This is a genomic window from Enterobacter sp. MEB024, assembly GCF_030209635.1.
Classification (GTDB): domain Bacteria; phylum Pseudomonadota; class Gammaproteobacteria; order Enterobacterales; family Enterobacteriaceae; genus Enterobacter; species Enterobacter ludwigii.
Genome location: NZ_JARVRQ010000002.1, coordinates 22732 through 48277, shown reverse-complemented (window position 1 = coordinate 48277; position 25546 = coordinate 22732). Strand labels below are relative to the sequence as shown.

26 protein-coding genes are annotated in these 25546 nt (G+C 54.7%); 10 read left to right on the top strand and 16 right to left on the bottom strand.

The genetic code is table 11. From position 1 onward, the window contains the following. Positions 1-32: 32 nt before the first annotated feature. From pfkB to QRN24_RS02425, 3 genes are all read left to right on the top strand, one after another. Positions 33-965 carry a 6-phosphofructokinase II gene (pfkB, locus tag QRN24_RS02435; protein WP_183516659.1) on the top strand — a complete coding sequence of 311 codons (933 nt, stop codon included), beginning with the start codon at positions 33-35 and terminating at the stop codon, positions 963-965. Positions 966-1070: 105 nt separating this feature from the next. Next, entirely contained in the window at positions 1071-1361 is a 291-nt protein-coding gene (gene ghoS, locus QRN24_RS02430; RefSeq protein WP_014169688.1) for a type V toxin-antitoxin system endoribonuclease antitoxin GhoS, read from the top strand. Positions 1362-1466: 105 nt separating this feature from the next. Further along, a complete protein-coding gene (locus QRN24_RS02425; RefSeq protein ID WP_014169687.1) occupies positions 1467-2327 on the top strand; it encodes a fructosamine kinase family protein in 861 nt (286 codons plus the stop codon). Positions 2328-2363: 36 nt separating this feature from the next. Here the strand turns inward: QRN24_RS02425 and QRN24_RS02420 are convergent, their stop codons facing one another. Next, on the bottom strand, positions 2364-2900 hold the full coding sequence (locus tag QRN24_RS02420; protein ID WP_014169686.1) for a YniB family protein: 537 nt from the start codon (positions 2898-2900) through the stop codon (positions 2364-2366). A 148-nt stretch (positions 2901-3048) separates the two neighbouring features. On the opposite strand from QRN24_RS02420, the gene hxpB reads away from it, so the two are divergent. The 4 genes from hxpB (at position 3049) to QRN24_RS02400 (ending at position 6815) form a co-directional block, all read left to right on the top strand. Continuing rightward, entirely contained in the window at positions 3049-3720 is a 672-nt protein-coding gene (gene hxpB, locus QRN24_RS02415; RefSeq protein ID WP_025204401.1) for a hexitol phosphatase HxpB, read from the top strand. A gap of 130 nt (positions 3721-3850) precedes the next feature. Beyond that, the gene (kduD, locus tag QRN24_RS02410) at positions 3851-4612 is read left to right on the top strand and encodes a 2-dehydro-3-deoxy-D-gluconate 5-dehydrogenase KduD (RefSeq protein ID WP_014169683.1); all 762 of its coding nucleotides are present in this window, start codon (positions 3851-3853) and stop codon (positions 4610-4612) included. Between the two features lie 93 nt (positions 4613-4705). Next, positions 4706-5296: a metal-dependent hydrolase gene (locus QRN24_RS02405; protein WP_020884412.1), complete on the top strand. Its 591-nt coding sequence runs from the start codon at positions 4706-4708 to the stop codon at positions 5294-5296. Positions 5297-5423: 127 nt separating this feature from the next. Further along, positions 5424-6815, top strand: a complete 1392-nt coding sequence (locus QRN24_RS02400) for an L-cystine transporter (protein WP_014169681.1) — start codon at positions 5424-5426, stop codon at positions 6813-6815. 48 nt (positions 6816-6863) lie between these two features. Here QRN24_RS02400 and cedA read toward each other — a convergent pair whose 3' ends face one another. Next, the gene (gene cedA / locus QRN24_RS02395) at positions 6864-7118 is read right to left on the bottom strand and encodes a cell division activator CedA (RefSeq protein WP_071605472.1); all 255 of its coding nucleotides are present in this window, start codon (positions 7116-7118) and stop codon (positions 6864-6866) included. Positions 7119-7305: 187 nt separating this feature from the next. On the opposite strand from cedA, the gene katE reads away from it, so the two are divergent. Next, on the top strand, positions 7306-9555 hold the full coding sequence (katE, locus tag QRN24_RS02390) for a catalase HPII (protein WP_020884413.1): 2250 nt from the start codon (positions 7306-7308) through the stop codon (positions 9553-9555). A gap of 87 nt (positions 9556-9642) precedes the next feature. Here the strand turns inward: katE and chbG are convergent, their stop codons facing one another. The 7 genes from chbG to osmE form a co-directional block, all read right to left on the bottom strand. Beyond that, positions 9643-10401, bottom strand: a complete 759-nt coding sequence (gene chbG, locus QRN24_RS02385) for a chitin disaccharide deacetylase (protein WP_284942293.1) — start codon at positions 10399-10401, stop codon at positions 9643-9645. Positions 10402-10412: 11 nt separating this feature from the next. Beyond that, entirely contained in the window at positions 10413-11768 is a 1356-nt protein-coding gene (locus QRN24_RS02380) for a 6-phospho-beta-glucosidase (protein WP_284942292.1), read from the bottom strand. A 110-nt stretch (positions 11769-11878) separates the two neighbouring features. Next, a complete protein-coding gene (gene chbR / locus QRN24_RS02375) occupies positions 11879-12718 on the bottom strand; it encodes a transcriptional regulator ChbR (protein WP_014169676.1) in 840 nt (279 codons plus the stop codon). A gap of 8 nt (positions 12719-12726) precedes the next feature. Then, a complete protein-coding gene (gene chbA / locus QRN24_RS02370; RefSeq protein ID WP_032681213.1) occupies positions 12727-13074 on the bottom strand; it encodes a PTS N,N'-diacetylchitobiose transporter subunit IIA in 348 nt (115 codons plus the stop codon). A 47-nt stretch (positions 13075-13121) separates the two neighbouring features. Continuing rightward, entirely contained in the window at positions 13122-14480 is a 1359-nt protein-coding gene (gene chbC, locus QRN24_RS02365) for a PTS N,N'-diacetylchitobiose transporter subunit IIC (protein ID WP_014169674.1), read from the bottom strand. Positions 14481-14559: 79 nt separating this feature from the next. Further along, positions 14560-14877 (bottom strand): PTS N,N'-diacetylchitobiose transporter subunit IIB, encoded by a 318-nt coding sequence (chbB, locus tag QRN24_RS02360; protein ID WP_008500676.1) that lies wholly within the window; start codon positions 14875-14877, stop codon positions 14560-14562. Positions 14878-15158: 281 nt separating this feature from the next. Further along, positions 15159-15503 carry an osmotically-inducible lipoprotein OsmE gene (gene osmE / locus QRN24_RS02355; RefSeq protein WP_014169673.1) on the bottom strand — a complete coding sequence of 115 codons (345 nt, stop codon included), beginning with the start codon at positions 15501-15503 and terminating at the stop codon, positions 15159-15161. A 232-nt stretch (positions 15504-15735) separates the two neighbouring features. On the opposite strand from osmE, the gene nadE reads away from it, so the two are divergent. Both nadE and cho read left to right on the top strand, forming a co-directional pair. Beyond that, entirely contained in the window at positions 15736-16563 is an 828-nt protein-coding gene (gene nadE, locus QRN24_RS02350; protein ID WP_284942291.1) for an NAD(+) synthase, read from the top strand. A 123-nt stretch (positions 16564-16686) separates the two neighbouring features. Beyond that, the gene (gene cho / locus QRN24_RS02345) at positions 16687-17565 is read left to right on the top strand and encodes an excinuclease Cho (protein ID WP_014169671.1); all 879 of its coding nucleotides are present in this window, start codon (positions 16687-16689) and stop codon (positions 17563-17565) included. Here the strand turns inward: cho and ves are convergent. From ves to astC, 7 genes are all read right to left on the bottom strand, one after another. Continuing rightward, entirely contained in the window at positions 17543-18100 is a 558-nt protein-coding gene (ves, locus tag QRN24_RS02340) for an environmental stress-induced protein Ves (protein ID WP_020884419.1), read from the bottom strand. The two genes, cho and ves, sit on opposite strands and share 23 nt — an antisense overlap. Before the next feature lie 297 nt (positions 18101-18397). Beyond that, positions 18398-18895 carry an ATP-independent periplasmic protein-refolding chaperone Spy gene (gene spy, locus QRN24_RS02335; protein ID WP_020884420.1) on the bottom strand — a complete coding sequence of 166 codons (498 nt, stop codon included), beginning with the start codon at positions 18893-18895 and terminating at the stop codon, positions 18398-18400. 338 nt (positions 18896-19233) lie between these two features. Then, complete coding sequence (gene astE, locus QRN24_RS02330) at positions 19234-20199, bottom strand: succinylglutamate desuccinylase (protein ID WP_059305971.1); 966 nt, start codon at positions 20197-20199, stop codon at positions 19234-19236. A gap of 10 nt (positions 20200-20209) precedes the next feature. Then, a complete protein-coding gene (astB, locus tag QRN24_RS02325) occupies positions 20210-21535 on the bottom strand; it encodes an N-succinylarginine dihydrolase (RefSeq protein WP_284942290.1) in 1326 nt (441 codons plus the stop codon). Beyond that, positions 21522-23009, bottom strand: a complete 1488-nt coding sequence (gene astD, locus QRN24_RS02320; RefSeq protein ID WP_020884423.1) for a succinylglutamate-semialdehyde dehydrogenase — start codon at positions 23007-23009, stop codon at positions 21522-21524. Before astD ends, astB begins: the two co-directional genes overlap by 14 nt. Further along, entirely contained in the window at positions 23006-24040 is a 1035-nt protein-coding gene (gene astA, locus QRN24_RS02315) for an arginine N-succinyltransferase (protein ID WP_284942289.1), read from the bottom strand. Before astA ends, astD begins: the two co-directional genes overlap by 4 nt. Next, positions 24037-25257 carry a succinylornithine/acetylornithine transaminase gene (gene astC / locus QRN24_RS02310; RefSeq protein WP_284942288.1) on the bottom strand — a complete coding sequence of 407 codons (1221 nt, stop codon included), beginning with the start codon at positions 25255-25257 and terminating at the stop codon, positions 24037-24039. Before astC ends, astA begins: the two co-directional genes overlap by 4 nt. Positions 25258-25546: the final 289 nt, after the last annotated feature.

Here is a 25546-nt window from a genome sequence, read left to right as displayed (position 1 = left end):
CTAAAAGGAACCCACGCTAAAAGGAGGTAATGATGGTTTCTATCTACACCCTGACGCTCTCCCCTTCCCTCGACTCCGCCACCCTGACGCCCCAGATTTACCCGGAAGGTAAATTGCGCTGCAGCGCCCCGGTGTTTGAGCCCGGCGGCGGCGGTATCAATGTGGCGCGAGCCATAACGCACCTCGGTGGAAAGGCGACAGCAATTTTCCCCGCAGGCGGCGCGACCGGTGAGCACCTGGTCTCTCTGCTGGCCGATGAACAGGTGGCCTCGCAGTCCGTCGAGTCCAAAGACTGGACGCGGCAAAACCTGCATGTGCACGTGGAGTCCAGTGGCGAGCAATACCGTTTCGTCATGCCGGGTGCAAAACTCAGTGAAGATGAGTTTCGTCAGCTTGAAGAGAAGGTGCTGGCCATTGAGAGCGGTGCTCTGCTGGTGATAAGCGGCAGCCTGCCGCCCGGTGTCAGCACGGAAAAACTGACGGCGCTGATTCGGGCCGCGCAGCAACGCAGTATCCGCTGCATTGTCGACAGTAGCGGCGAGGCGCTGCAGGCAGCCCTGACGCCGGGCAATCTTGAGCTGGTTAAACCCAACCAGAAAGAGTTAAGCGCGCTGGTGAACCGCGAGCTGAACCAGCCGGACGATGTCCTCACCGCCGCGCAGGAGCTGGTTCACAGCGGCAAAGCGCGACGGGTCGTGGTCTCCCTTGGCCCGCAGGGTGCCCTGGCCGTGGACGAAACGGGGTCCGTTCAGGTTGTTCCGCCGCCGATGAAAAGCCAGAGTACCGTGGGCGCAGGTGATAGCATGGTTGGAGCGATGACCCTGAAACTGGCTCAGGGTGCTTCGCTACTGGAGATGACACGCTACGGCGTCGCAGCGGGTAGCGCTGCCACCATCAACCAGGGCACACGTCTCTGTTCGCTTAGCGACACGCAAAAAATCGTCGATTACCTGTCCCGAAATTAATCCCCCTTTTCCCCTTCTCTGTGAAGGGGAAATACGCGGCATAGTCGCCAAACGCAGCCTATCGACTATGCTAAGAAAACTTCCAAGATAACAATGAGGTGAATTATGAGCAGTGGTGACATCACCCGCTACGTCGTTACCATCAACATTCATCAAGCGTCGCTGACCGAGCTTAATGAGCTCAACAACGCCTTTACCCGGGCCAATTTCCTGCTCACACTCACGGATGACGAGGGCAATATCCATGATTTAGGCACCCTGACGTTTGGCCTGATCAGCGCCCTGAGTAAAGAAGAGGTTCACGCTCTGGCGGCCAGTCTGGTCGAAAGCGTGACCGACAAAGCGGCAGAAATTGATCTTGATACCTGGGAAAGCTGGCAGAAAAAAGAACAATAAGTGCCCTGCATGAATTTAAACCGCTCAGGTGTGCGTTAGTTCGTATTTTTTTACCGCAATTATGCGCTAACTTTATGATCTGGCAGACAACATGGGAGAGACAACATGTGGCAGGCTATCAGTCATCTTTTAAGTGAGCAACTGGGTGAAGGTGAAATTGAACTGCGGAACGAACTGCCAGGCGGAGAAATCCACGCCGCATGGCACTTACGCTACGCCGGGCGCGATCTCTTTGTTAAATGCGATGAGCGAGAGCTGCTTCCGATTTTCACCGCCGAAGCCGACCAGCTGGAACTGTTGTCGCGCAGTAAAACGGTGACGGTCCCGCAGGTCTGGGCCGTGGGCAGCGACCGCGACTACAGTTTTCTGGTCATGGAATTTCTTCCTGCCCGCCCGTTAGACGCCCATAACGCCTTCATTCTCGGCCAACAGTTAGCGCGACTGCATCAATGGAGCGACCAGCCGCAGTTTGGTCTCGATTTTGACAACGACCTCTCCACCACTCCACAACCTAATGCCTGGCAACGACGCTGGTCGACATTCTTTGCTGAGCAACGCATTGGCTGGCAGCTGGAACTGGCTGCGGAGAAAGGTCTGGAGTTTGGCAATATCGATGCCATCGTCGAACACATTCAGCAGCGTCTGGCATCCCACCAGCCTCAGCCGTCTCTGCTGCACGGCGATTTGTGGTCAGATAACTGCGCGCTGGGTCCTGACGGCCCCTATATCTTCGACCCGGCCTGTTACTGGGGCGACAGGGAGTGTGACCTGGCGATGCTGCCACTGCACCCTGAGCAACCGCCGCAAATTTACGACGGGTACCAGTCCGTGCTGCCTCTGCCGCAGGGTTTTCTTGAGCGCCAGCCGGTGTATCAGCTCTACACACTGATGAACCGCGCCATTCTGTTTGGCGGAGAGCATCTGGTCAATGCCCAGAGGGCACTTGAACGTGTGCTTGCCGCGTAATGGCGGGACGGGTGGCTATGTCGCCACCCTTATCGGTTACAGGAATCCCAACAGCGAAAAGAAGAAGTAACCCGCCACGATGATAATGACTGGCAGGATATACAGCGGGAAAATTTGCAGGAAAATGGTGTGACGCGGCACAACAATGCGGGACTCAATCTGCTCGCGGCTCATCCCTTCCGGGCCTTTCGCCTGTTCGAGAATCATCTGGTCTTCCACACCTTCGCGTAAAAAGCGCGTCTGACGGCTCATGCGTGCGCCAGAGGCCTGCAACGCCATACCAATAAAGATCAGCGCGTAGATCACCCAAAACCCGAGATTCAACTGCTGATGAAAATTCGGCGTCGGCGAATTGAACCAAAAGACATTCAGAAACGGCGTGTTAAAACGCATCATTTCAATCATGACATGAGCAAAATCAAGCATTACCGCATTAATACCTGGCTGTTTTTCACTGTGATCGTACATAAATTTGAGCACAGAGATCAGCGTCGAAATGACGGCTGGAATAAAAATTACCCAGCCAGCAATACGTTTTAAGACAGCAATGCGTCCAGCTTGTTGATACGTCATCAGTTCCCCTTCATAAAGACGCGTTATTTCTGCCTAAGTCTACCTGCTGACCATCATTTTCGCCCGCTCTTTAAAGGCAATATGCTAAATTGCAGAGTGCACTTAGCATTTATCGTCTGTCGTACACCCTGGATAAGGAGACGTTGTGATGTCGACACCGCGCCAGATTCTTGCCGCAATTTTTGACATGGATGGATTACTGATCGATTCCGAACCGTTGTGGGATCGCGCCGAACTGGACGTTATCGCCAGCCTGGGCGTTGATATCAGCCGCCGTAATGAACTTCCGGATACGCTTGGTCTGCGCATCGATATGGTGGTGGACCTGTGGTATGCCCAGCAGCCGTGGGTAGGACCCGATCGCGACGAAGTGACCGCGCGCATTATCAGCCGCGCCATCTCACTGGTGGAAGAGAGCAAGCCCCTGCTGCCCGGGGTGCGTGAAGCCGTCGCGCTGTGTAAAGCGCAGGGGTTGAAAGTTGGCCTGGCGTCAGCTTCACCGCTGCATATGCTGGAAAAAGTGCTGACCATGTTTGAGCTGCGCGACAGCTTCGACGCGCTGGCCTCAGCGGAAACGTTGCCATACAGCAAGCCGCACCCGCAGGTCTATCTCGACTGTGCCGCTAAGCTCGGTCTTGATCCCCTCTGCTGTGTCGCGCTGGAAGATTCCGTTAACGGAATGGTGGCCTCGAAGGCCGCGCGCATGCGTTCGATTGTTGTTCCCGCGGAGGAAGGCCGACACGATCCCCGTTTTGCCCTTGCCGACGTAAAGCTGAACTCACTGGTTGAGCTGACGGCGCAGCACCTGCGCGGCGAGTAACCCGCCCCTTTCAGGCAGCGTCAGGCTGCCTGCCTTAAAAACAAAACATCGTTTCATTTTGTTTGCTTTTCTTATCCCCCGCTTCTATCCTTAGCGTCAGAATGACAATAACCTTACTTCTGAGGCGCGTATGATACTGGATAACTTCACTCTGTCAGGAAAAGTGGCCATCGTCACCGGATGCGATACCGGTCTGGGACAAGCCATGGCCATTGCGCTGGCGCAGGCGGGATGCGACATCGTGGGTGTTAACCGCAAAGCGCCGGAGGAAACGGCTGCCTGCATTAGCGCACTCGGAAGGCGGTTCAGGGCGATTCGGGCCGACCTCAGTCAGCAGGAGAGTCTTCAGAACGTTGTTGACAGCGCGGTTGCTGAGATGGGGCGAGTCGATATTCTGGTGAACAATGCCGGGACCATACGCCGTGAAGATGCTCTCGCGTTCAGCGAAAAGGACTGGGATGACGTCATCAACCTGAATCTGAAATCGCTTTTTTTCCTCTCCCAGGCCGTGGCTAAACAGTTTATTGCGCAGGGCCAGGGCGGGAAAATCATTAATATCGCCTCGATGCTCTCATTCCAGGGCGGCATCCGCGTGCCCTCTTACACCGCGTCCAAAAGCGGCGTGTTGGGGATCACGCGTCTGCTGGCGAATGAATGGGCGACACACGGCATCAATGTTAATGCCATCGCGCCGGGCTATATGGCGACCAACAACACTCAGCAACTGCGAGATGACCAGCAGCGCAGCCAGGAGATCCTCGACCGGATACCTGCCGGGCGCTGGGGAGTTCCGGAAGACCTGCAGGGACCGGTGGTCTTTTTAGCCTCCGCCGCCTCGGATTACGTGAACGGTCATACGTTAGCCGTCGACGGGGGCTGGCTGGCGCGCTAGGCGCGTTTGTGACATACAGTTACACCGTCACCTCTTTCGTCTACTGTATAAAAACCCTATACTGTATGAATTGACAGTTTTATGGGTTTTATCATGACGGCGGAAGGCCATCTGCTTTTTTCCATTGCGTGCGCAGTTTTTGCCAAAAACGCTGAACTTACCCCTGTGCTCGCACAGGGGGACTGGTGGCATATTGTCCCGTCCGCCGTGTTGACCTGTCTGCTGCCCGATATCGACCATCCAAAGTCATTCCTGGGACAGCGGCTAAAGTGGATATCAAAACCCATCGCCCGCGCGTTTGGTCACCGTGGGTTTACCCACAGCCTGCTGGCCGTATTCGGCCTGCTCACCCTGTTCTATTTAAAAGTCCCTGAGAGCTGGATAGTGCCCGCCGATGCTATCCAGGGAATGGTGCTGGGTTATTTAAGCCATATCCTTGCCGATATGCTGACGCCTGCGGGCGTGCCGCTGCTCTGGCCATGCCGCTGGCGTTTCCGTTTGCCCATTCTTGCGCCGCAGAAAGGTAATCAGCTTGAGCGTGTGTTGTGTATGGCGCTCTTTGCCTACGCCGTCTGGATGCCGCAAACCTTGCCCGAAAACAGTGCAGTGCGCTGGTCATCCCAGATGATCAATTCGCTGCAATTTCAGTTTAATCGGTTCATTAATCACCAGATTGAACACTAAGCACACAAATTATTTCCATTTGTCATAACCCATTCCATTTGGATATAAGCGCCACATCACACTTCTGATAATCTTGCGCCAACAGGATCGGTAAAAACCGACCGTATAATAAATCAGGAGAACGGGGATGAATTTTCCACTCATCGCGAACATTGTGGTGTTCGTTGTATTGCTATTGCTTCTCGCGCAGGCGCGCCACAAACAGTGGAGCCTCGCGAAGAAAGTGCTGGTTGGTCTGGCCATGGGTGTCGTGTTTGGTCTGGCGTTGCAGGCTATTTACGGCTCCGATAATCCAGTTCTGAAAGATTCTATTCAGTGGTTCAACATCGTCGGTAACGGCTATGTCCAGCTGCTGCAGATGATCGTTATGCCGCTGGTGTTTGCCTCTATTCTGAGCGCCGTTGCCCGTCTGCATAACGCCACCCAGTTGGGTAAAATCAGCTTCCTGACCATCGGTACGCTGCTGTTTACCACGCTGATTGCAGCTCTGGTCGGTGTGCTGGTCACCAACCTGTTCGGGCTGACCGCTGAAGGTCTGGTCCAGGGTACGGCTGAAACGGCGCGTCTTACCGCGATTCAGACCAACTACGTGGGTAAAGTCGCTGACCTGACGGTGCCACAGATGGTGCTCTCTTTCGTGCCGAAGAACCCGTTTGCTGACCTGACCGGTGCCAGCCCAACCTCCATTATCAGCGTGGTGATCTTTGCGGCCTTCCTCGGTGTGGCGGCGCTGAAGCTGCTGAAAGACGACGCGCCGAAAGGCGAGCGCGTGCTGGTGGCTATCGATACCTTGCAAAGCTGGGTAATGAAGCTGGTCCGTCTGGTGATGCAGTTGACCCCTTACGGTGTTCTGGCGCTGATGACCAAAGTGGTTGCCGGCTCTAACCTGCAGGACATCATTAAGCTGGGTAGCTTCGTCGTCGCCTCTTATCTGGGTCTGGGCATTATGTTCGTGGTGCACGGTATCCTGCTGGGCGTCAATGGCGTTAGCCCGCTGAAATACTTCCGTAAAGTGTGGCCGGTACTGACCTTTGCGTTTACCAGCCGTTCCAGCGCCGCGTCTATTCCGCTGAACGTTGAAGCGCAGACCCGTCGTCTGGGCGTACCGGAATCTATTGCCAGCTTCTCTGCCTCCTTTGGTGCCACCATTGGTCAGAACGGTTGCGCAGGTCTCTACCCTGCAATGCTGGCGGTAATGGTTGCTCCGACCGTGGGTATCAACCCACTGGATCCCGTTTGGATTGCCACGCTGGTCGGGATTGTTACCATCAGCTCCGCAGGCGTTGCGGGTGTTGGCGGTGGCGCAACCTTCGCCGCGCTGATTGTCCTGCCGGCCCTGGGTCTGCCGGTGACGCTGGTTGCCCTGCTGATCTCCGTTGAGCCGCTGATCGACATGGGTCGTACTGCGCTGAACGTGAGCGGTTCCATGACCGCCGGTACGTTGACCAGCCAGTGGCTGAAGCAGACCGATAAAACCATTCTGGAAAGTGAAGACGACGCTGAACTGGCGCACCGTTAATCACGGATGAATAAAAAAAACCGCCTGATGGCGGTTTTTTTTTGGCTGTTATTCTTCAATCTCTTCATCCTGGCGGACCTGGTTCGCCCATCGCTGGGCCGACTCCGGCCCCGAAAACGCGGGCGAACGGCGGAAGTGTTCTCCCATCAGAACAAACGCTACGTATTTACCGCGCAGTTGCCAGACATCACGAAAACCATCCACCTTCAGGGCGTGTTCGGGCGGCGCGGGTTCGACGCGGGGCACGTAGCTAATGACAGGGCGGTTTTGTTGACGAAAAGGTTTCATAAGCGACGGGTTCACTAAAGCACATTCTGGAAGCAGGAAAATTCTATGATAGCCGATCCTCCCCCCACGCGTCGCGCCCTGCATCGCTCTGATAGCGCATTCCTTAACCAGGTCATCTGAAAACTCTTAGTTCGCCCGCCCTTTCGCCACATTGTTCTATAGTTAACAAGGTTTTTAGCAATGGATAAAGGAGAAGCGTGCAATGTCGAACAAAGATAAAACACATCAATCACCCATTCATGGCACTGAAGAATCTCAACCAGGCATGGACTCTCTGGCCCCAGCGGATGGCTCTCACCGCCCATCCCCCGGCCCTTCCGCACCTGGCGAACAGCCTACCGCGCCGGGAAGTATGAAATCCCCGGATACCGGAAACGAGAAGCTGAAATCCCTTGAGTCCCACCGTAAAGGCGGCGAAGGTTTTGCACTTACCACCAACCAGGGCGTGCGCATTGCTGACGATCAAAACTCGCTACGTGCGGGAACGCGCGGACCGACCCTGCTGGAAGACTTTATTCTGCGGGAAAAAATCACCCATTTTGACCATGAACGTATACCTGAGCGCATCGTTCACGCGCGTGGCTCCGCGGCACACGGCTACTTCCAGCCCTACAAAAGCCTCAAAGAGATAACCAAAGCGGATTTCCTTTCCGATCCGGACAAAATCACACCGGTCTTTGTCCGCTTTTCAACCGTGCAGGGCGGCGCGGGTTCGGCAGATACCGTGCGTGATATCCGCGGCTTCGCCACCAAATTTTATACCGAAGAGGGTATTTTCGATCTCGTCGGCAATAACACCCCGGTGTTCTTCATTCAGGATGCGCATAAATTTCCTGACTTTGTCCATGCGGTAAAACCGGAGCCCCACTGGGCCATACCGCAGGGACAAAGTGCGCATGACACCTTCTGGGATTATGTCTCACTGCAACCAGAAACGTTACACAACGTGATGTGGGCGATGTCAGACCGGGGCATTCCGCGCAGCTACCGCACGATGGAAGGGTTTGGTATTCATACCTTCAGGATGATCAACGCGGACGGGAAAGCCACATTCGTACGCTTCCACTGGAAGCCTGTGGCGGGCAAAGCCTCGCTGGTGTGGGATGAAGCCCAGAAGCTGACCGGGCGCGATCCAGACTTCCACCGTCGTGAGCTGTGGGAGTCGATTGAAGCCGGTGACTTCCCGGAATATGAACTGGGGTTACAGCTGATCCCGGAAGAGGATGAGTTTAACTTCGATTTCGACCTTCTCGACCCGACTAAGCTGATCCCAGAGGAGCTGGTGCCGGTTCAGCTGGTGGGTAAAATGGTGCTCAACCGTAACCCGGACAATTTCTTTGCCGAAAATGAGCAGGTCGCGTTCCACCCGGGGCATATCGTTCCGGGGCTGGATTTCACGAACGATCCCCTCCTGCAGGGGCGATTGTTCTCCTATACCGATACGCAGATCAGTCGCCTTGGCGGGCCCAACTTCCACGAAATTCCGATTAACCGTCCAACCTGCCCGTACCACAATTTCCAGCGCGACGGGATGCATCGCCAGGATATCGATACCAATCCGGCTAACTATGAGCCGAACTCCATCAACGATAACTGGCCGCGCGAAACGCCGCCGGGACCGAAACGCGGTGGTTTTGAGTCGTACCAGGAGCGCATCGATGGCAATAAAATCCGCGAGCGTAGCCCGTCATTCGGCGAGTATTATGCCCAACCTCGCCTGTTCTGGAACAGCCAGACGCCGATCGAGCAACAGCACATTATCGGCGGCTTTAGCTTTGAACTGAGCAAAGTGGTGCGGACTTACATCCGCGAGCGCGTGGTCGATCAGCTCGCCCATATCGATATTCAGCTTGCCCAGAGCGTGGCGGATAACCTTGGCATTACGCTGACGGATGAGCAACGCAATGCGGCCCCACCGAAAGACGTTAACGGCCTGAAGAAAGATCCGTCCCTGAGTCTGTATGCGGTGCCGGGTGGCTCGATAAAAGGCCGGGTAGTGGCCATTCTGCTGAATGACAAAACCCGTGCCAGCGACGTGCTGGGGATTATGCAGGCGCTGAAAACCAAAGGCGTTCACGCCAAACTGCTCTATTCCCGCATGGGGGAAGTGACCGCCGACGACGGTTCAGTGCTGCCGGTTGCGGCCACCTTTGCCGGAGCACCATCGCTCACCGTTGATGCGGTGATTGTGCCGTGCGGCGACATCGACAGTCTGCTGAACAATGGCGATGCGATTTATTATCTGCTGGAAGCCTATAAACACCTGAAGCCGATCGCCCTGTCCGGCGATGCGCGACAGTTTAAAGCGCACCTGAAGGTGGCTGAGCAAGGTGAAGATGGTATTGTCGAAGGCGATAACGTCGATGATGCGTTTATGACGAAGCTGTTCGATCTGCTCGCAGCGCACCGTGTGTGGTCACGCAGCAGTAAGATTGATCGTATACCGGCATAAAAGAAAAGCCGGGTCTGGCTTTGCCCGACCCGGCGTTGATTGACATCGTTTACTCAGCCCGGCAGGCACCGCGCCTACGGGCTATTTTCATACATCCTCAAAGGTGCCCAGACGGTACCCACGCTCGGCAATGGCGTATTTCAGCGATGCCGACGTCAGCACATCCAGTTCCGCCAGTCGCGGCCAGCAGTAGGCACTTTTACGCACAATGTTATCGACAAACGCCGGGTGTGCCATCACTTCCAGCGACCGTTCCCCGCGCGTGGCGGACTCATCCAGCACCTGCAGGAACAGCGCTTCGCTAATCTCGTCGCCGTAGAACGCGCTACTGAACCCGTCCGTTGTGGGCACAGAAGACAATGACAGCCCGTGCAGCGCCTGCACCTCACGATCCACGCGCATTGCCACGCCTTTGCGCTGTGTAAATTCCGCCACTGACGGGAAAAGTGCCGGGATCATATGCACGTGATGATGGCTGTCAATATGCGTGGGTTCACGGCCAAAGAGATCGACGAAACGGTTGAACTGACAGTCCAGCTCGCGGGTAATCTCCTCGAGCGGCAGCGTGCCCTGCTCTGCCTGCTCCCAAATCCATTTGCCCAGCTGTCCGTCCCGCGTCAGTCCTGGCATCGGTGAAAGCGGCATCCCGAGCGTCAATACAAAGTGCATGCCGACGCCCAGCGCTGGCACCTCGCGGCTGAGCTGAGCTGCGTGTTCAACCGCATCACCATTAACCAGTGCTGTTGTTGAGGTCACCACACCCCGGCGGCAGGCTTCAATAATGCCGTAGTTTTGACCTTTTGAGAGACCAAAATCATCAGCATTGACGATCAGCAGGTTTTCCATCACACATCCTCTCAGTGCTGTTTGAATTTCAGCTTCTCAATCGTGGCGGCAAAATTAGGCAACCATTTTTCATGCGCCAGAATCATTTCGCTGGCCAGTTGCTCGGCATCGCGATCGGAATGGACCAGTGGGCTGAGATTGAGCGCCAGAAGAACGTCATTGAGTTCACCGCTCAGCGCCGCATTGCTGGCTGCCACTTCAAACCCTTTGATGGTGTGGATCAACCCCATCACTTTATCATCAAAGTAGGTAATCCGTGGATGCGGCCTGGCGCCATCACGTCCCAGAATGCAGGTCATCTCAACGGCCCAGTCAGCCGGGATGTTGTCGATATGACCGTGATGCGGCACATTGAGGTAGTGCTCGGCCTGCTTGTCGTTGTAAATGGCGTTGATCACTTCACACGCCGCATCGGAATAATACGCTCCGCCGCGCAGCTCAAGCTCTTTCGGTTTCACGTTCAGGTTCGGATCTTTATACAAATCAAACAGCTGCTTTTCAACTTTCTGCACCACCTGAGCGCGTGCGCCACCCTTATAGTACTCACCCATCTCGATGGCCAGCATCTCTTTCTGTTTGAAGTAGTAAAGCAGGTATGAGCAAGGCAGCAGATTAAGCGAGCGGATCAGCCCTTCGCTGAACGGCAGGTCAAAGATGTTTTTCACTGACGCAGCGGTCAGACGTCCGGAGGCTACGCCGTCAAGCAGTTCGCTAAAGCGAGACTGACCATTCACGATGACATCTTTGATAAACACCATGTGGTTCAGGCCAAAGAGATCGATAGAAAGATCGTCGGTATCGGTCAACTCCAGCACATCGCTGATGAACATCTTCATGCCAATCGGAATATTACAGACGCCGATAAAGCGTTTGAAATCGGTGTGGCGATAGACAGCCTCGGTCACCATCCCGGCCGGGTTGGTGAAGTTAATCACCCACGCGTTGGGGCAGATCGCTTCCACATCGTTGATGATGTCAAAAATGACCGGAATGGTACGCAGCCCCTTGAACAGGCCGCCCGCGCCGTTGGTCTCCTGCCCCAGATAGCCGTGGCTCAGTGGAATACGTTCATCCATTTCACGCGCTTTGAGTTGACCGACGCGCAGCTGAGTCGTCACGAAGTCGGCATCCTGCAGCGCCAGGCGACGGTCGAGGGTTTTATGCACGGTCAATGGCACACCGGCTTTCGCGACCATCCGCTTGCAGAGCTCAAAAATGATATTCAGTTTCTCCTGACCTTCCTCAACGTCCACCAGCCATAATTCGCTGACCGGTAATTCATGATAACGTTTCAGGAAACCTTCGAGTAATTCCGGGGTATAACTGCTGCCGCCGCCAATGGTTACGACTTTTAATTTCTTCTGCATAATATCTCCCTTAGCATATCAGGTTAATCGCCTGCAAGGTGTAGCGTACTCTTCCCGCTCTGTGGGCAAGCAATCAAGGCAATATTTGTGGCGGGTAAATCCGCCGAAATTTAATTAATTACCGTCAGGTTCTTCCGGTAACTGTTCGGTGTGAACGAAGTCAATTTCTTAAAGGTCTTAATAAACAAGCTGGGGCTACTGTAGCCTGACTCATAAGCAATATCGGTAACCGAGTAGTTGGTTATTTCCAGCTGTTTTTTAGCAAAATTAATGCGGATTTCATTAATAATTTGAACTGGCGTTTTACGATAATAACGCTGAGTTGCTCGGGTCAGATATTCCTGTGATTTACCGGACAAAGCGACCATATTTTCCAGCGCATTTTCGCTGAATTGTCCTTTATCGTGCATCAGTTCAACCGTACTGCGCAGCCACTGCGGAATATCATCGCTTACCTGCTGCTCTTCACGATGATGGCGCAGACGGTTCATCACATAAAACGTCACCGTTTCAATAAACTCATCAAATTCATTCTCGCGAAAGTTAAGCGAGGCGATAACCGTTTCAATCCAGGTCATGAACTCGTTTTTGATGCGATAGACCTGCGAGGCCACAAAGCAGAACGGCACCAGCGGCAGATAGTGTTTCTCAAAGAAGCGTCTGCTGACACCTACGTTAAGAATGCGGGTTGCACCAAATTCATAAAAGCTCTGGTGATGGGACCCCATCGGCAGGAAGACGAAATCTCCCCGCTCAAGCAGGACGCGCTTGCCGTTGATTTCCTGGTAGTAGCGACCGGTCAGAACAATCGTGAACTCATAGTAGTCATGCTGATGCAGACCGCTCGCGCTCTCCGTCTTGTTGTAAATAATCACGTGAAAATTTTTGCCATTAAACAGTTGCTGTTCAAGTGCGGTTTTTATTTCCATCGCGCTGACCTCCTGCTGCAAAATCTGCCTTACTGCATCTTCTCGTGAAGCTCAATTAACTCGGCCACCAGTTCACGTGCCAGCATCGACGTCATCAGATGATCCTGCGCATGCACCAGCACCAGACTGACCTTCATCTTGCCTTCACCCTGGTCACTTTCGATAAGCTTTGTCTGCACCAGGTGCGCTTCGTTCAGCGCCGTACGGGACTGTGCCATCATGGTTTTCGCGGCTGCGAAATCACCCTGCTTGGCCTGCTTGAGCGCGGCATACGCCAGGCTACGCGCCTGCCCGGAATTGATGATAAGCCCCATCACCACCTCTTCCAGATCGTTCTCTGCGGTTTCTTCTGCGACAATACTGTCCAAATCTAACATTTTTAAGCTCCTTTTGGCTGGCGCGGGTTGCCCCGCGCCGTGCAATTTTAGAATTTCAGTGCGAGGGCGATATCCTCTTCGCTCTCTTCTTCATCGATAACGGTTGCAGCTTTGTTTGCTATCGCCACGAATGGCATATAGAGCAGTGTTGCAATCCCGAGGTTGAATATCGCCAGCAGGAAGGCAGCCACGCTACCGTTGGTGTTGAAGAACGCCCCCAGACCCGCCGGCATGGTCCACGGCGCAATGTTGGTGACGGGTGGGATAATGCCCAGGTAATAGGCCGTCAGGGTTATGGCCGCCAGCAGTGGCTGAACCAGAATGAACGGAATGAACATTACCGGGTTCATGATGATTGGCAGACCAAACAGAATCGGCTCGTTAATCTGGAAGATGCCTGACGGCAGCGCCAGCTTCGCAACCTGACGATGGTCAGCGCGACGAGAAACAATAAAGACCGCGATGATCAGACCCAGCGTCGCCCCGGTACCCCCCAGGAAGATATAAGAGTCAAGCATCGGCTTCGCCCACACATGGAAGGTTTTACCGGCTGCCAGCGCCGCGTCAACGGAGCCGTACTGCTGGTAAAGTGCAACGTTTTCCAGTGCCCATGGGGTCATGATACCGCTGTCCAGCGCCGCCAGTGCCAGTGAACCATGCACGCCAAAGAACCACAGCAGGGAGGTGAAAATCACATACGCCCAACCGACCACGCTACCCATTGACGCCAGCGGCGTTGAGATAGAGTCCATGATGATCTGGTGGAAGTTAGTGCCCCAATGAGAGAGCGCCCAGGCGATAATCCCCATGATGGAGAGAATAATGAAGCCTGGAATCAACGCGGAAAATGAACGAGAAACGGACGCCGGCACGCTATCCGGTAAACGGATAACCCAGTTGCGACGAATAATAAAGGTGAACATCTCCGCAACCACCAGACCGATAACGATACCGGAGATGATATTAGCGCCCCCCAGCCAGTTGGCCCCTACGGCATAGGCCTCACCGACGCTGTATGGCGTCACGGTCATAAAGGCGGCAATGGATAATAAACCTGCGGCCAGCGGATCCACTTTCCGCTCTTCCGCCAGTGCCATGCCAATAAAGAAAGGTGCCATCAGCGACATAATACCTAACGTACCGTTATATACGTTGCCGCCGATGGCTTTTAAACCATTAAGGGTTTCAATTGTGGAAGCGTCTAATCGAATTCCTAATGAATAAAAAAAGGAACCTTCACCAAAGCTCAGAAAAACGTTGTTAATTAAAACGAACATTGCCCCAGCCAGCGTCAACGGCATTAATCTAATAAAACCGTTTTTGATGGCATTAACGTGAGGCTGCTTTCCTATTTTAACAGCAAAAGGAAGGAGTACCTTTTCAAGTGAAGCGATGACTTTACTCATAGGAAAATACCCTTAAATGCCGCAACGCAGGTTACGGCGTATTGTGTGTGAAATAACTCTTTGACGGGAAAAATAAAAATTAATTAGCAGCTTTTTTAATTGCTGCAACAGCAGCTTTCAATACACCTAAACCATCAATCTTGCCGTACAATCCCGAATCGATCACTTCGACCGGTTTATTGGGTAACAGACGTTGAATTTCGGGCAACATATAGGCAATTTGCGGCCCCAGTAAAACGACGTCGGCTGTCTGGCCCTTTTCGCCCGCCAGCGTTTCCGGAAACGCTTCGATTACCACCGGGACTTCATACTTCTCAGCCTGAGCACGCATCTTTGACACCAGAAGCGAGGTTGACATGCCTGCTGAGCAGAACAGATAGATATGTTTCTTTTCCATAGTAACTTCCCTCTCGTATGACTACCTGCCATCGCGCTATCACTCGACTCGCTATCCTGGCAGACAGGTAGTTTGCTTACTGTTGTTTGTCGTTGGAGTGAGTATACGCAATGGTACAGACAGGAGATAATTCTGCACAGGGGCAAATTGTCTCTCATTGACCTGGCGTGTTGACTACCTTCACATTTCAGGCAAATAATTCGCGAGAAGAAATAAGATTTACGTATGTATAAAAAAACCGGCCCAACGGCCGGTTTGTTAACATACTCAGGCAAGAAGGGTTACTGCGCCTTAGGTGCCTGCGGATCGGTATCGTATTCAGTACAGGTCTGGTAACCGGAGTTGATCACATGACCGGTCTCATCCAACGCAACGAAGTAGGTCTCTGCCTTACCATCACGTTGACCCAGGATATAGGTCTGGCAGGTACCGCGTGCATGAATCATTGTCACTTCAGAAGAAGGCTTGCCGGCAATCGCAGCCACCTGCGAACGGGTCATGCCTTTTTTGACATCTTTCACTACGGGCTGTGTAAACTGATCTTTGGTGCGGTCGTAGGCCGTACACCCTGCCAGCATAGTCAGTACCGCCGCTGCGCTAAGAATTCCTGCTACGTTCTTGTTCATATTCCGTCCTCTTGTTTATCAGCGTGTTATCTAAGCATGGAATAAAAAGTACTATTGTTCAACTTTGTGAATTCCGCCAGACGAATTTCGGAAAATTCTAATAAAACAACGATAACCTGCTAAATCGCCGCAATTTAACGCACTCGAAACTGTGATCCTTGTCGTTTCTCGTTCAAAGGGTTAGTTTTAACAGTTAACACAATCTGTTTATGTTCTGCATATGGAGGGCGTGATGGCTCTGCAACAAGAGATTATTCAGGCGCTGGGCGCGAAGCCCGCGGTAGACGCACAAGAAGAGATCCGCCGCAGCGTGGATTTTTTAAAGTCTTATTTAAAAACTCACTCGTTCCTGAAATCCCTGGTGCTGGGCATCAGCGGCGGTCAGGACTCAACCCTGGCCGGTAAACTCTGCCAGATGGCGATTTCAGAGCTCCGCGAAGAGACGGGTGATGACGCGCTGCAGTTTATTGCCGTGCGTCTTCCCTATGGCGTGCAGGCCGATGAACAGGATTGCCAGGATGCCATCGCCTTCATCCAGCCCGATCGCGTGCTCACCGTCAATATCAAAGGATCGGTGCTGGCCAGCGAGCAGGCGCTTCGCGAAGCAGGCATTGAGTTGAGCGATTTTGTCCGCGGCAATGAAAAAGCCCGTGAACGTATGAAAGCGCAATACAGCATTGCCGGGATGACCAAAGGCGTTGTGGTCGGTACCGACCATGCGGCAGAAGCCATCACGGGTTTCTTCACCAAGTATGGCGACGGCGGTACCGATATTAACCCGCTCTTCCGTCTCAACAAACGTCAGGGTAAGCAGCTGCTTGCCGCGCTGGGTTGCCCGGAGCACCTTTACAGGAAAGCGCCAACGGCAGATCTGGAAGACGATCGCCCCTCCCTGCCGGATGAAGCGGCCCTGGGTGTCACCTATGACAATATTGATGATTATCTGGAAGGCAAAAAACTGGATGAAGGTACCGCGAAGATCATTGAAAGCTGGTATCTGAAAACCGAGCACAAGCGTCGCCCACCGATCACCGTGTTCGATGATTTCTGGAAAAAGTGACACTCTGGCACCCTCTCTCTGGGGAGGGGGTGTTCTCCCGCACCGTCCGTTGCGCCATCCGGCTCTTTTTTAACCAAACCGGCTCTGCTACACTGTATGCCTGAACAGTATATGGAGTAGTATGTGAGCAGGCGTCAATCCGCCCCGCGTCTTGAGTTTGAAGCGGCGGCTATCTACGAATATCCCGAACATCTTCGCCCCTGGCTTGAGGAACTGCCTAAACAGCCGGGCGTGTATATCTTTCACGGTGAGAGTGACACCCTTCCGCTCTACATTGGCAAAAGCGTAAATATTCGCAGCCGGGTCATGTCTCATCTGCGTACGCCAGACGAGGCGGCAATGCTGCGCCAGTCGCGACGCATCACCTGGTTTCGTACCGCCGGAGAGATGGGCGCGCTCTTACTGGAAGCCCGGCTGATCAAAGAGCAACAGCCGCTGTTCAATAAGCGTCTGCGCCGCAACCGGCAGCTCTGCTCCCTGCAGATAAACGCCGGTAAGCCGCAGGTTGTCTACGCACGCGAAGTCGATTTTTCTCACGCCCCCAATCTCTACGGGCTGTTCGCAAATAAACGGGCGGCTCTGCAGGCTCTGCAAACGCTGGCCGATGAGTTACAGCTGTGCTACAGCCTGCTAGGCCTCGAAGCAACCACCCGCGGGCGTGCCTGTTTCCGCTCAGCGTTGAAGCGCTGCGCAGGTGCCTGCTGCGGGAAAGAAAGCATTGAGGAACACCACGCCCGGCTCCTCGCAGGGCTGGCAGCGCTTAGCGTTAACTGCTGGCCGTGGGAGGGTGCCGTTGCGCTAAAAGAAGTTGGTGACGCGATGACCCAGTATCACATCATCAATAACTGGCTCTGGCTGGGTGCTGTTGACGATGTAAACGATGCGGCAACCTTGCTGCGCACACCCGCCGGTTTCGACCACGATGGCTACAAAATTCTCTGCAAGCCCGTGCTAACCGGCAAGTATGAGGTCATAGAGCTTAGTGCCCCGGCAGCCAGTTAATTTCGCTGAATAATAAGGTGCCCTGAGCCTCCAGCAGGCGGAGAGTATGGACGCCCTCCTCCCAGCTGGCGCCCTGATCGGCCGTCAGCAACTTATCGCCAAGCTGCCACGCCCCGCTTAACACGAACGCGACGCCCCCGCGGGAGCCGAACGTGGTAAAGGTGCGGTCAGCGACACGCACTTTCGCCTGACAACGGTCACGCCGGGTCATGATGTTGAAATCCATCGACATCCGTCCTTCGGAAAGCAGCGCTTTCACCGGCTGATCGCCGGAAAAATGGTATGGCTGATGATGTTTCAGGGTATGGCAGAACGCCTGACCGGCATCCAGCGTTACCTCACCCCCTTCAAGCAAGGTAATCACCCGATCGACACCGGGAAAAGAGGAGAATTCGCCATTGCTGGCGATGGTCGCGATACTGGCACGCCAGTAAAAATCGCGCGTTGCGGGCGGAAAACAACAAATTTCCCGCGTCTCGCCTGCGCCATTGCGCCAGAGGCTGACCGGCATCTTACGGATATCAAAGAACTCCATCACCACTCCTGAAAGGCACAACCTGTGCCAGGGCAAGGATATCGCTATCGTTGCTGTCTTGTTTGTTATCGTTGGGTTTTCACAGACACAGTATCGGCAGCAAAGCGGGCAGGCCTTAGCGGAACGTTAATAAAAATTATAACGCCATGACTCTGCAAACATTCTCTGAAGCGACTACAGGAGAATACCGCTCTGGCGGCGGCAGACAAGAGGGCAGGAAAGAAAAACCGCCGGTCCTGTCCACAGCGTTAGCGCTTTTGTGGACAGGATCCCGGCGGTCTTAAGATGTTGAACCGATTATTCAGTTGGTGCTGGCATTTTACCTTCCATTGCTGGACGTTCTGTCAGACGCTTCTCAAAATTGGCATTAAATTGTTTTTTCTGTTCCGGCGTCAGAATGTTGTAGATCTTGTTCTGGGTTTCCATATGCGCCAGCATGCGGGCTTTATGCTGCTCAGCCATTTTGTCGATCTGCGCTTCGGCTTTTGCTTTATCGAAGCTGTCGCTGGCGATGATGTCATGCATCGCGCGGCGTTCGTCCAGTGACGGACGTTTCATCTGGTCGCGCTGGCTTTTCATGATGTCGCGGACCTGCTGTTTCTGTGCATCCGTCAGGTTCAGATCTTTAAACATCATCATCTCGTGGTGCATACCCGGCTTGCCTTTATGATGCATCATCATTTTGCCTTCGACAGGCGCGGCAGTGGTGGTGGTCGCGGTATCTGCAGCGAACGCCATGCTGGTAGCGCCCAGAGCCAGGGTAGAAGCAACAAACAGTGCAGTAAACTTACGCATAATTTATTTCCTTACTTTCAGTTATTCTTCGGCGCTATGCCGTGTTGACGAGATTAACTTTACGGGGTTTATCGTCAATTAATCAGAGCAACAGTAAAACAATGAAAGTGTAAAAAACAAATTACCGCCAAATGTGGAGGAATTAAGGATAAAGGATGGAGAGTTGCAACGAAAATATTCAAGATGATGATTTTCAAAGCAATTTAAAAAAGTATAGCGAAGTGAAGACCAATAATAAAGCAATTCACCAGGAATATTCTGCAATAGTTGTCATTGCGCTTTAATCGCTAAGAAAAATATTTTGACGTTCCCCTCTCAGGCAATGAGAGGGGAGATGTTCAGGACACTTTTTCCAGCATCAGCCCGGCGCGCAGGCCAAACGCTACTGATGGATTAGGGAACAGAACATATTCAGTGGTTTTCTGCACCTCGTAACGCTCGTCGCCATCTTCCGCCAGCAGAACGCCTTTGCGAAAAGGGGTGAAGTTCAGCGTGTGGGCGGCCATATGCAGCCGGAAGGCCTCGCTGCGGCGAGTGATCTGCTGTACGACCCGATAACGCACGACAGTCTGTTGCGTTGGCTCGGGTGCCAATCCCCCGAGCAGCGCGCGAAGCGCAAGATGTGTTGGCGCGAAGCGCGTGAGATCGTTCTGGCCAAACGGTAGCGCTTTTCCCAGTTCCAGCGTGCAGGCCAGCGCGCCGAAATGCTCACAGGTGAAATGGGTAAATGTGCCCCCCGGCGACTGATGAAACACCAGAGCCTCCAGCCCGGCGTCGCCCAGCCAGCTCAGAAACGCCTCATCCCACGGCTGGTTACGCTGGGGCAGAACACCAAAGCGCACATGATAAGAGGCGCGAATTGCCGTATGCAGGTCGAGATGCCAGCGCACGGGACCGGCCGCGGCGAAAAATGTGGCAACCACGTGCTCAAGCCACTGCGCCCGCGACGTTTCATCGCCCGGCACAAACTGTGACCAGCGGCCGCCAAACATGCGGTTAAGGTCGCTCTCAAGATAACGTTTGTTTTGCGCCAGCGCTGGCGGGTTGCCAAGCACCACCAGCAGACGGCACTGCAGGGTGATATCTCCCCGATACAACGCGCGAAGCAGCAGGTCGACAATTTCAACCGGCGCGGTTTCATTGCCATGGATGCCGGTTGAAAGCAGCAGCGATAACTCACTCTTCGCGGCCGGTGTCAGTTCAAGGACGCCGCGACCCAGCCACCGCCAGTGAAATGAGGGGCCCTCCCCCTCATGCTGTTCGGGGGTTTCATCGGCCAGTGTCAACGCCAGTAAATTTTCCATAGCCACTCCTTTAGCGCTGGAACGGATAAACCGATCCCAACTGCAGGATTGTTGTTAACGCGTCCAGTGCCTCACGCCCTTCACGCAGTAGCTGAGGGTCGACCAGATCGGCCTGCGTTAATCTGTCGCGATAGTAACGTTCCACCCAGTCATTCAGGGAGTTAAACAGCGTCTCATTCATCATCACGGCCGGATTAACAGCCTGCATTTCGTTCTGCGTTAGCACTACGCGCAGGCGTAAACAGGCCGGACCGCCGCCGTTGGCCATGCTTTCGCGCAGGTCAAAGACGCGCAGTTCATCGATCGGGTTATCGGCCTTCACCAGTTCAGACAGATAACGCCACACCCCTTTATGGTCCTGCGACTCTTGCGGCAGCACCAGCATCATGCTGCCGTCCTCACGGCTCAACAGCTGGCTATTAAAGAGGTAAGTTTCAACCGCGTCCTGCACGCTGACCGCCTGGGTCGGCACCTGAATAGGCATAAACCCCGGCACCCGCTCATGCAGCGTAGCGAGCAGCTTCTCCTGATGGGCAAACGCCTGTTCATGGCAGAACAGCACCTGACGGTTAGAGACGGCAATGACGTCGTTGTGGAAAACCCCCTGGTCAATCACCTGCGGGTTCTGCTGAGCAAAAATCACCTGTGAGGGATTCACCTGGTTCAGCCGCGCGACGGCCTGGCTTGCCGCCAGCGTCTGGCGGGCGGGATAACGGACAGGTGCCGAATGGCCGCCCTCTTCTCGCCCGTAAATGAACAGCTGCACGCCGGGATCGCCATAATCCCCCCCAAGACGGTTATGGTTTGCCGCTCCTTCATCCCCGAACATGGCCACCTGTGGCAACGCCTGATGAACCTCAAAGTGGGCCTCATCACGGAAAATCGCACGCAGAACGCGCTCGGTCGTCTCCGCTTCAGTGGCACGGTGGAATTTGTTATTCAGGTTCGCCACCGTTAAATGCACTTTGCCATCCAGCGTATCGGCCGACGGTGCAACGGTAGCAGCGTTTGCCACCCACATCGACGAGGCAGAGCTCGCCGCTGAAAGCAGGTGCGGCGTCTGCGTACCCGCTTTTTCGATAACCTGCTCATCGCTGCCGCTAAAGCCGAGCTGACGTAACACCGCCACGTTCGGGCGCTCCTGCGGCGGGATCACCGCCTGCGGGAAACCGGCATCCGACAGGGCTTTCATTTTCAGCAGCCCCTGCTTCGCCGCCAGTTTCGGGTTAGAGACCTGAAAACGGTGCTTTGTCGAGGCTTCATTACCAAACGAGAGGCCGGCATAGTGGTGCGTTAGCCCCACCAGCCCGTCAAAGTTGACTTCACGCGCTTTCATGACGATCCCCCTGAGTAAAATCCAGCCCCGGACTCAGCGTTTCCGGCAGCGTCAGCGCAGGCGTTTCCAGGCTCGCCATCGGCCACGCGCAGTAATCTGCGGCATACCACGCGCTGGCGCGGTGGTTACCCGAAGCGCCTACCCCGCCAAACGGTGCCGTACTCGCCGCACCGGTAAGCGGTTTATTCCAGTTCACAATCCCGGCGCGTGCTTCGAGCAGCAGCTGATCAAATTTCTCACGATGCGGGGAAATCAGACCGCTCGACAGTCCATAGCGGGTGTGATTAGCCATCTCAATGGCGCTGTCAAAATCGTCATAACGCCAGACGCAGAGCAGCGGGCCAAAGACCTCTTCATCCGGCACGTTGCGTGCGCCACTCATCTCAACAATGCCCGGCGTCAGGAGCGATGTTCCGGGCTTGATTTGCTTTGGCTCAAGCAGGGTTTTCGCCCCGCGCGCCACGTGATCCTGCCAGGCTTTCAGCACGTTCAGCGCGGCCTGCTCGGAAATCAGCCCCCCAATAAACGGCTGTGGGTCGGCATCCCACTGCGCAGGCACCAGACGCGCGCTGATTTCCACCAGCCGCGCGAGGAAGGCGTCGCCCTGTGCACCCCGTTTCACCAGCAGACGACGCGCGCAGGTGCAGCGCTGTCCGGCGGTAATAAACGCTGACTGGAGGGTCAAATGCACCGCCGCGTCGATATCATCGGGATCTTCAACGATCAGCGGGTTGTTACCGCCCATCTCCAGCGCGAGAATTTTTTCCGGCTGCCCCGCCAGCTGGCGATGCAGTTGATAGCCTGTTCCGGCGCTGCCGGTAAACAGCAGGCCGTCGATATCACTCAACGCACTCAGCGCCTGGCCGGTTTCACGTCCCCCCTGCACCAGGTTGAGCACCCCGTGCGGCAGACCAGCCTGTTCCCAGAGCTTCACCACCACCTCACCGGTCAGTGGCGTTAACTCACTCGGCTTGAAAATCACGCTATTGCCCGCCAGCAGCGCGGGCACGATATGCCCGTTCGGCAGATGCCCCGGGAAGTTATAGGGGCCAAATACCGCCAGCACGCCGTGCGGACGGTGGCGCAGCGTGGCCGCGCCGTCAGGCATATCGGTATGTTGCTCACCGGTACGGGTATGGTACGCCTTCACCGAAATGGCGATTTTATTGATCATCGCCGTCACTTCCGTGGCCGCCTCCCAGCGCGGCTTGCTGGTTTCCTGAGCGATAACGCGCGTCAATTCGGCTTTATTGGCCTCCAGCAGTGATGCAAATTTCTCGACTATTCCCTGACGTACGGAGAACGGTTGTTTCGCCCATCCCGGGAAAGCGCGACGGGCGGCATGACAGGCCTGTTCGACCTGCCCGGCGCTGGCGTCATTTCCCTTCCAGAGCACTTCTTGTCCGACCGGATTGGTCTTTATGCGCGGCTCGCCTTCGCCCGTGACCCAGTCACCGTTGATCCATAAAGTCATGCTGTTTTCTCCTCAGGGCAGAGACGCACCAGGCGAACCGTGTCGCCGGCGTTACATTTCAGGGCATCCAGTTGCGCGGCCGTCAGCACCAGACGTTCACTTTTCGGGTTGGTTCGCACCAGCATGGCGCGGAAATTGTTGTACTGCTCGTTAGCCACCAGACATGCCGGCCACTCACCCGGTGCAGGCTGGCCTTCGGAAACCTCAACCAGCCGGCTTTTACGGATCGCACGCACGCGGTCGATATCGCACTCCAGGGTAGGTCCGCCGTCAAAGATGTCCACATAGTTACGGTAGCGGAAACCCTCTTTTTCCAGCACCGCCCGGGCCGGCGCGGTTTGCGGGTGCACTTCGCCAATCACCGCCTGCGCCTGGGGGCTTAAGAAATGGGTATAGATGGGGTGTTTCGGCATCAGTTCGGCGATAAACGCTTTCTGCCCGGTGCCGCACAGATAGTCCGCGCGGCTGAACTCCATCGAGAAGAAGCGCTCGCCGAGGCTCTCCCAGAAAGGTGAATAGCCGGTGTCGTCGATTACGCCGCGCATCTCGGCGACGACCTTTTCGTTAAAACGATCGCGGAACGCGGCCATAAACATGAAACGCGACTTGGAGAGCAGATAACCGTTGCCCTCTTTCCGCCACGCAGGATCGAGGAACAGCGTGCAAAGCTCGCTGGCTCCCGTGTGGTCATTACAGAGAAAAAGCGTGGGCAGCGCGTTATAGACGTTCAGCTCTTTTGAGGCGTGAACCATCGTACCGACACGGTAGTTGTACCACGGGTCGTTAAGCCCGACGGCCACTTCGATTGCGCAAATGCCGGCCACGGTACCGGTGTCGGTATCTTCGAGAACGAACACATAACCCTGTTCGCTTTTTGGCAACGTCCCCTGCCAGGTTTGCAGGGCGCGCTCAATGCGCGCCGACAGCGTTTTTTCATCGGCAGGAAGCGAGGTCAGCCCGCCTCCCGTCTTACCGGCAAGCTGCATGAGCGCGGCGATATCGCCGCGCTCAACGGGACGGATGACCATCATGATGACACCCCGGACTTCACATGTTCACAGGCCAGTGCAAAACGGTCTAAACCGGTTCTCACCTCTTCCTCGCTGACAATCAGCGCAGGGGCAAAACGCACCACGTTGGCACCGGCAATCAGTACCATCACGCCCATTTTTGCCGCTTCCTGTGAAATAAGTTTAGCTTTTCCGGCAAACTCAGGTGTGAGTTCGCAGCCAATTAACAGACCCAGACCGCGGATCTCTTTAAACAGTCCCGTCTTGCTGTTGATGGCGTTCAGGCGCTCAACAAACCAGTCATGACGTTGTTTAACGCCCTTGAGCACTTCCGGCGTGTTAATGATGTCGAGAACCTGCCCGGCCACGGCGGTAGCCAGCGGGTTACCCCCGTATGTTGTACCATGCGTACCCACGGTCATTACGCTGGCGAATTTATCAGTGGTCAGCATGGCGCCAATCGGGAAGCCACCGCCCAGCGCTTTCGCCGTAGAGAGCACGTCCGGCGTTACACCGTAGTGCATATAGGCATACAGCTCACCGGTACGCCCCACCCCCGTCTGGACTTCATCGAAAATCAGCACCGCGTGACGACGATCGCACAGCTCACGCAACCCCTGCAGGAACGCTTTTTGCGCCGGAAGGACCCCGCCCTCACCCTGCATAGGCTCGACGATCACCGCACAGGTGGTGTCGTTGATAAGCTCACTGGCGGACTGCAGATCGTTATACACGCCGTGACGAATATCCGGCGGCAGTGGCGCAAAATCCTGCGAGTATGACGGCTGACCGCCGGCGCTGACGGTAAAGAGCGTGCGGCCGTGGAACGCGTTTTTAAACGCCACAATACCGCTCTTATGAACGCCAAATTTATCGTGTGCATATTTGCGCGCCAGCTTCAGGGCAGCTTCGTTTGCTTCCGCACCTGAGTTACAGAAAAAGACTTTTTCGGCAAACGTTGCGTCGATCAGCTTTTTCGCCAGTCGCAGAGCGGGCTCGTTGGTAAAACCGTTACCGGTATGCCAGAACTTCGCCGCCTGGTCGTTTAACGCCTGACGCAGTGCCGGGTGCGCGTGACCCAGCGCGTTTACTGCAATCCCGCCTGCAAAGTCGATATACTCTTTGCCCTGTTGATCCCACAGGCGTGAGCCTTCCCCCCGTACCGGAATAAAAGCCGCCGGAGCGTAAACCGGCATCATCCATTCATCGAAATTTTCACGCGTAATTGACAGAGACATAGCGACCTCATCCGGTAAATAAAAGGTTATTTAGATGTTAAATAATTGAGTGTTTGCACTGTGAATGTAGATTGCAGCCTTCGTGCCAGCCAGCGATAAAAATGCATAAACGGGTTAGGGTTACAGAATATCAATTAGTTACGATATGGAGTTATTCACTGTTATTGCATAAAAAGTGAATATTTTTACGACAAGCAGCGCTTTGCCACACGAAAATAAGAAAGAGTATGCAGAAGCCAAATATAATTCTGGAATTGTGATCACTCGCGAAATTTATCGGTTCTTTACG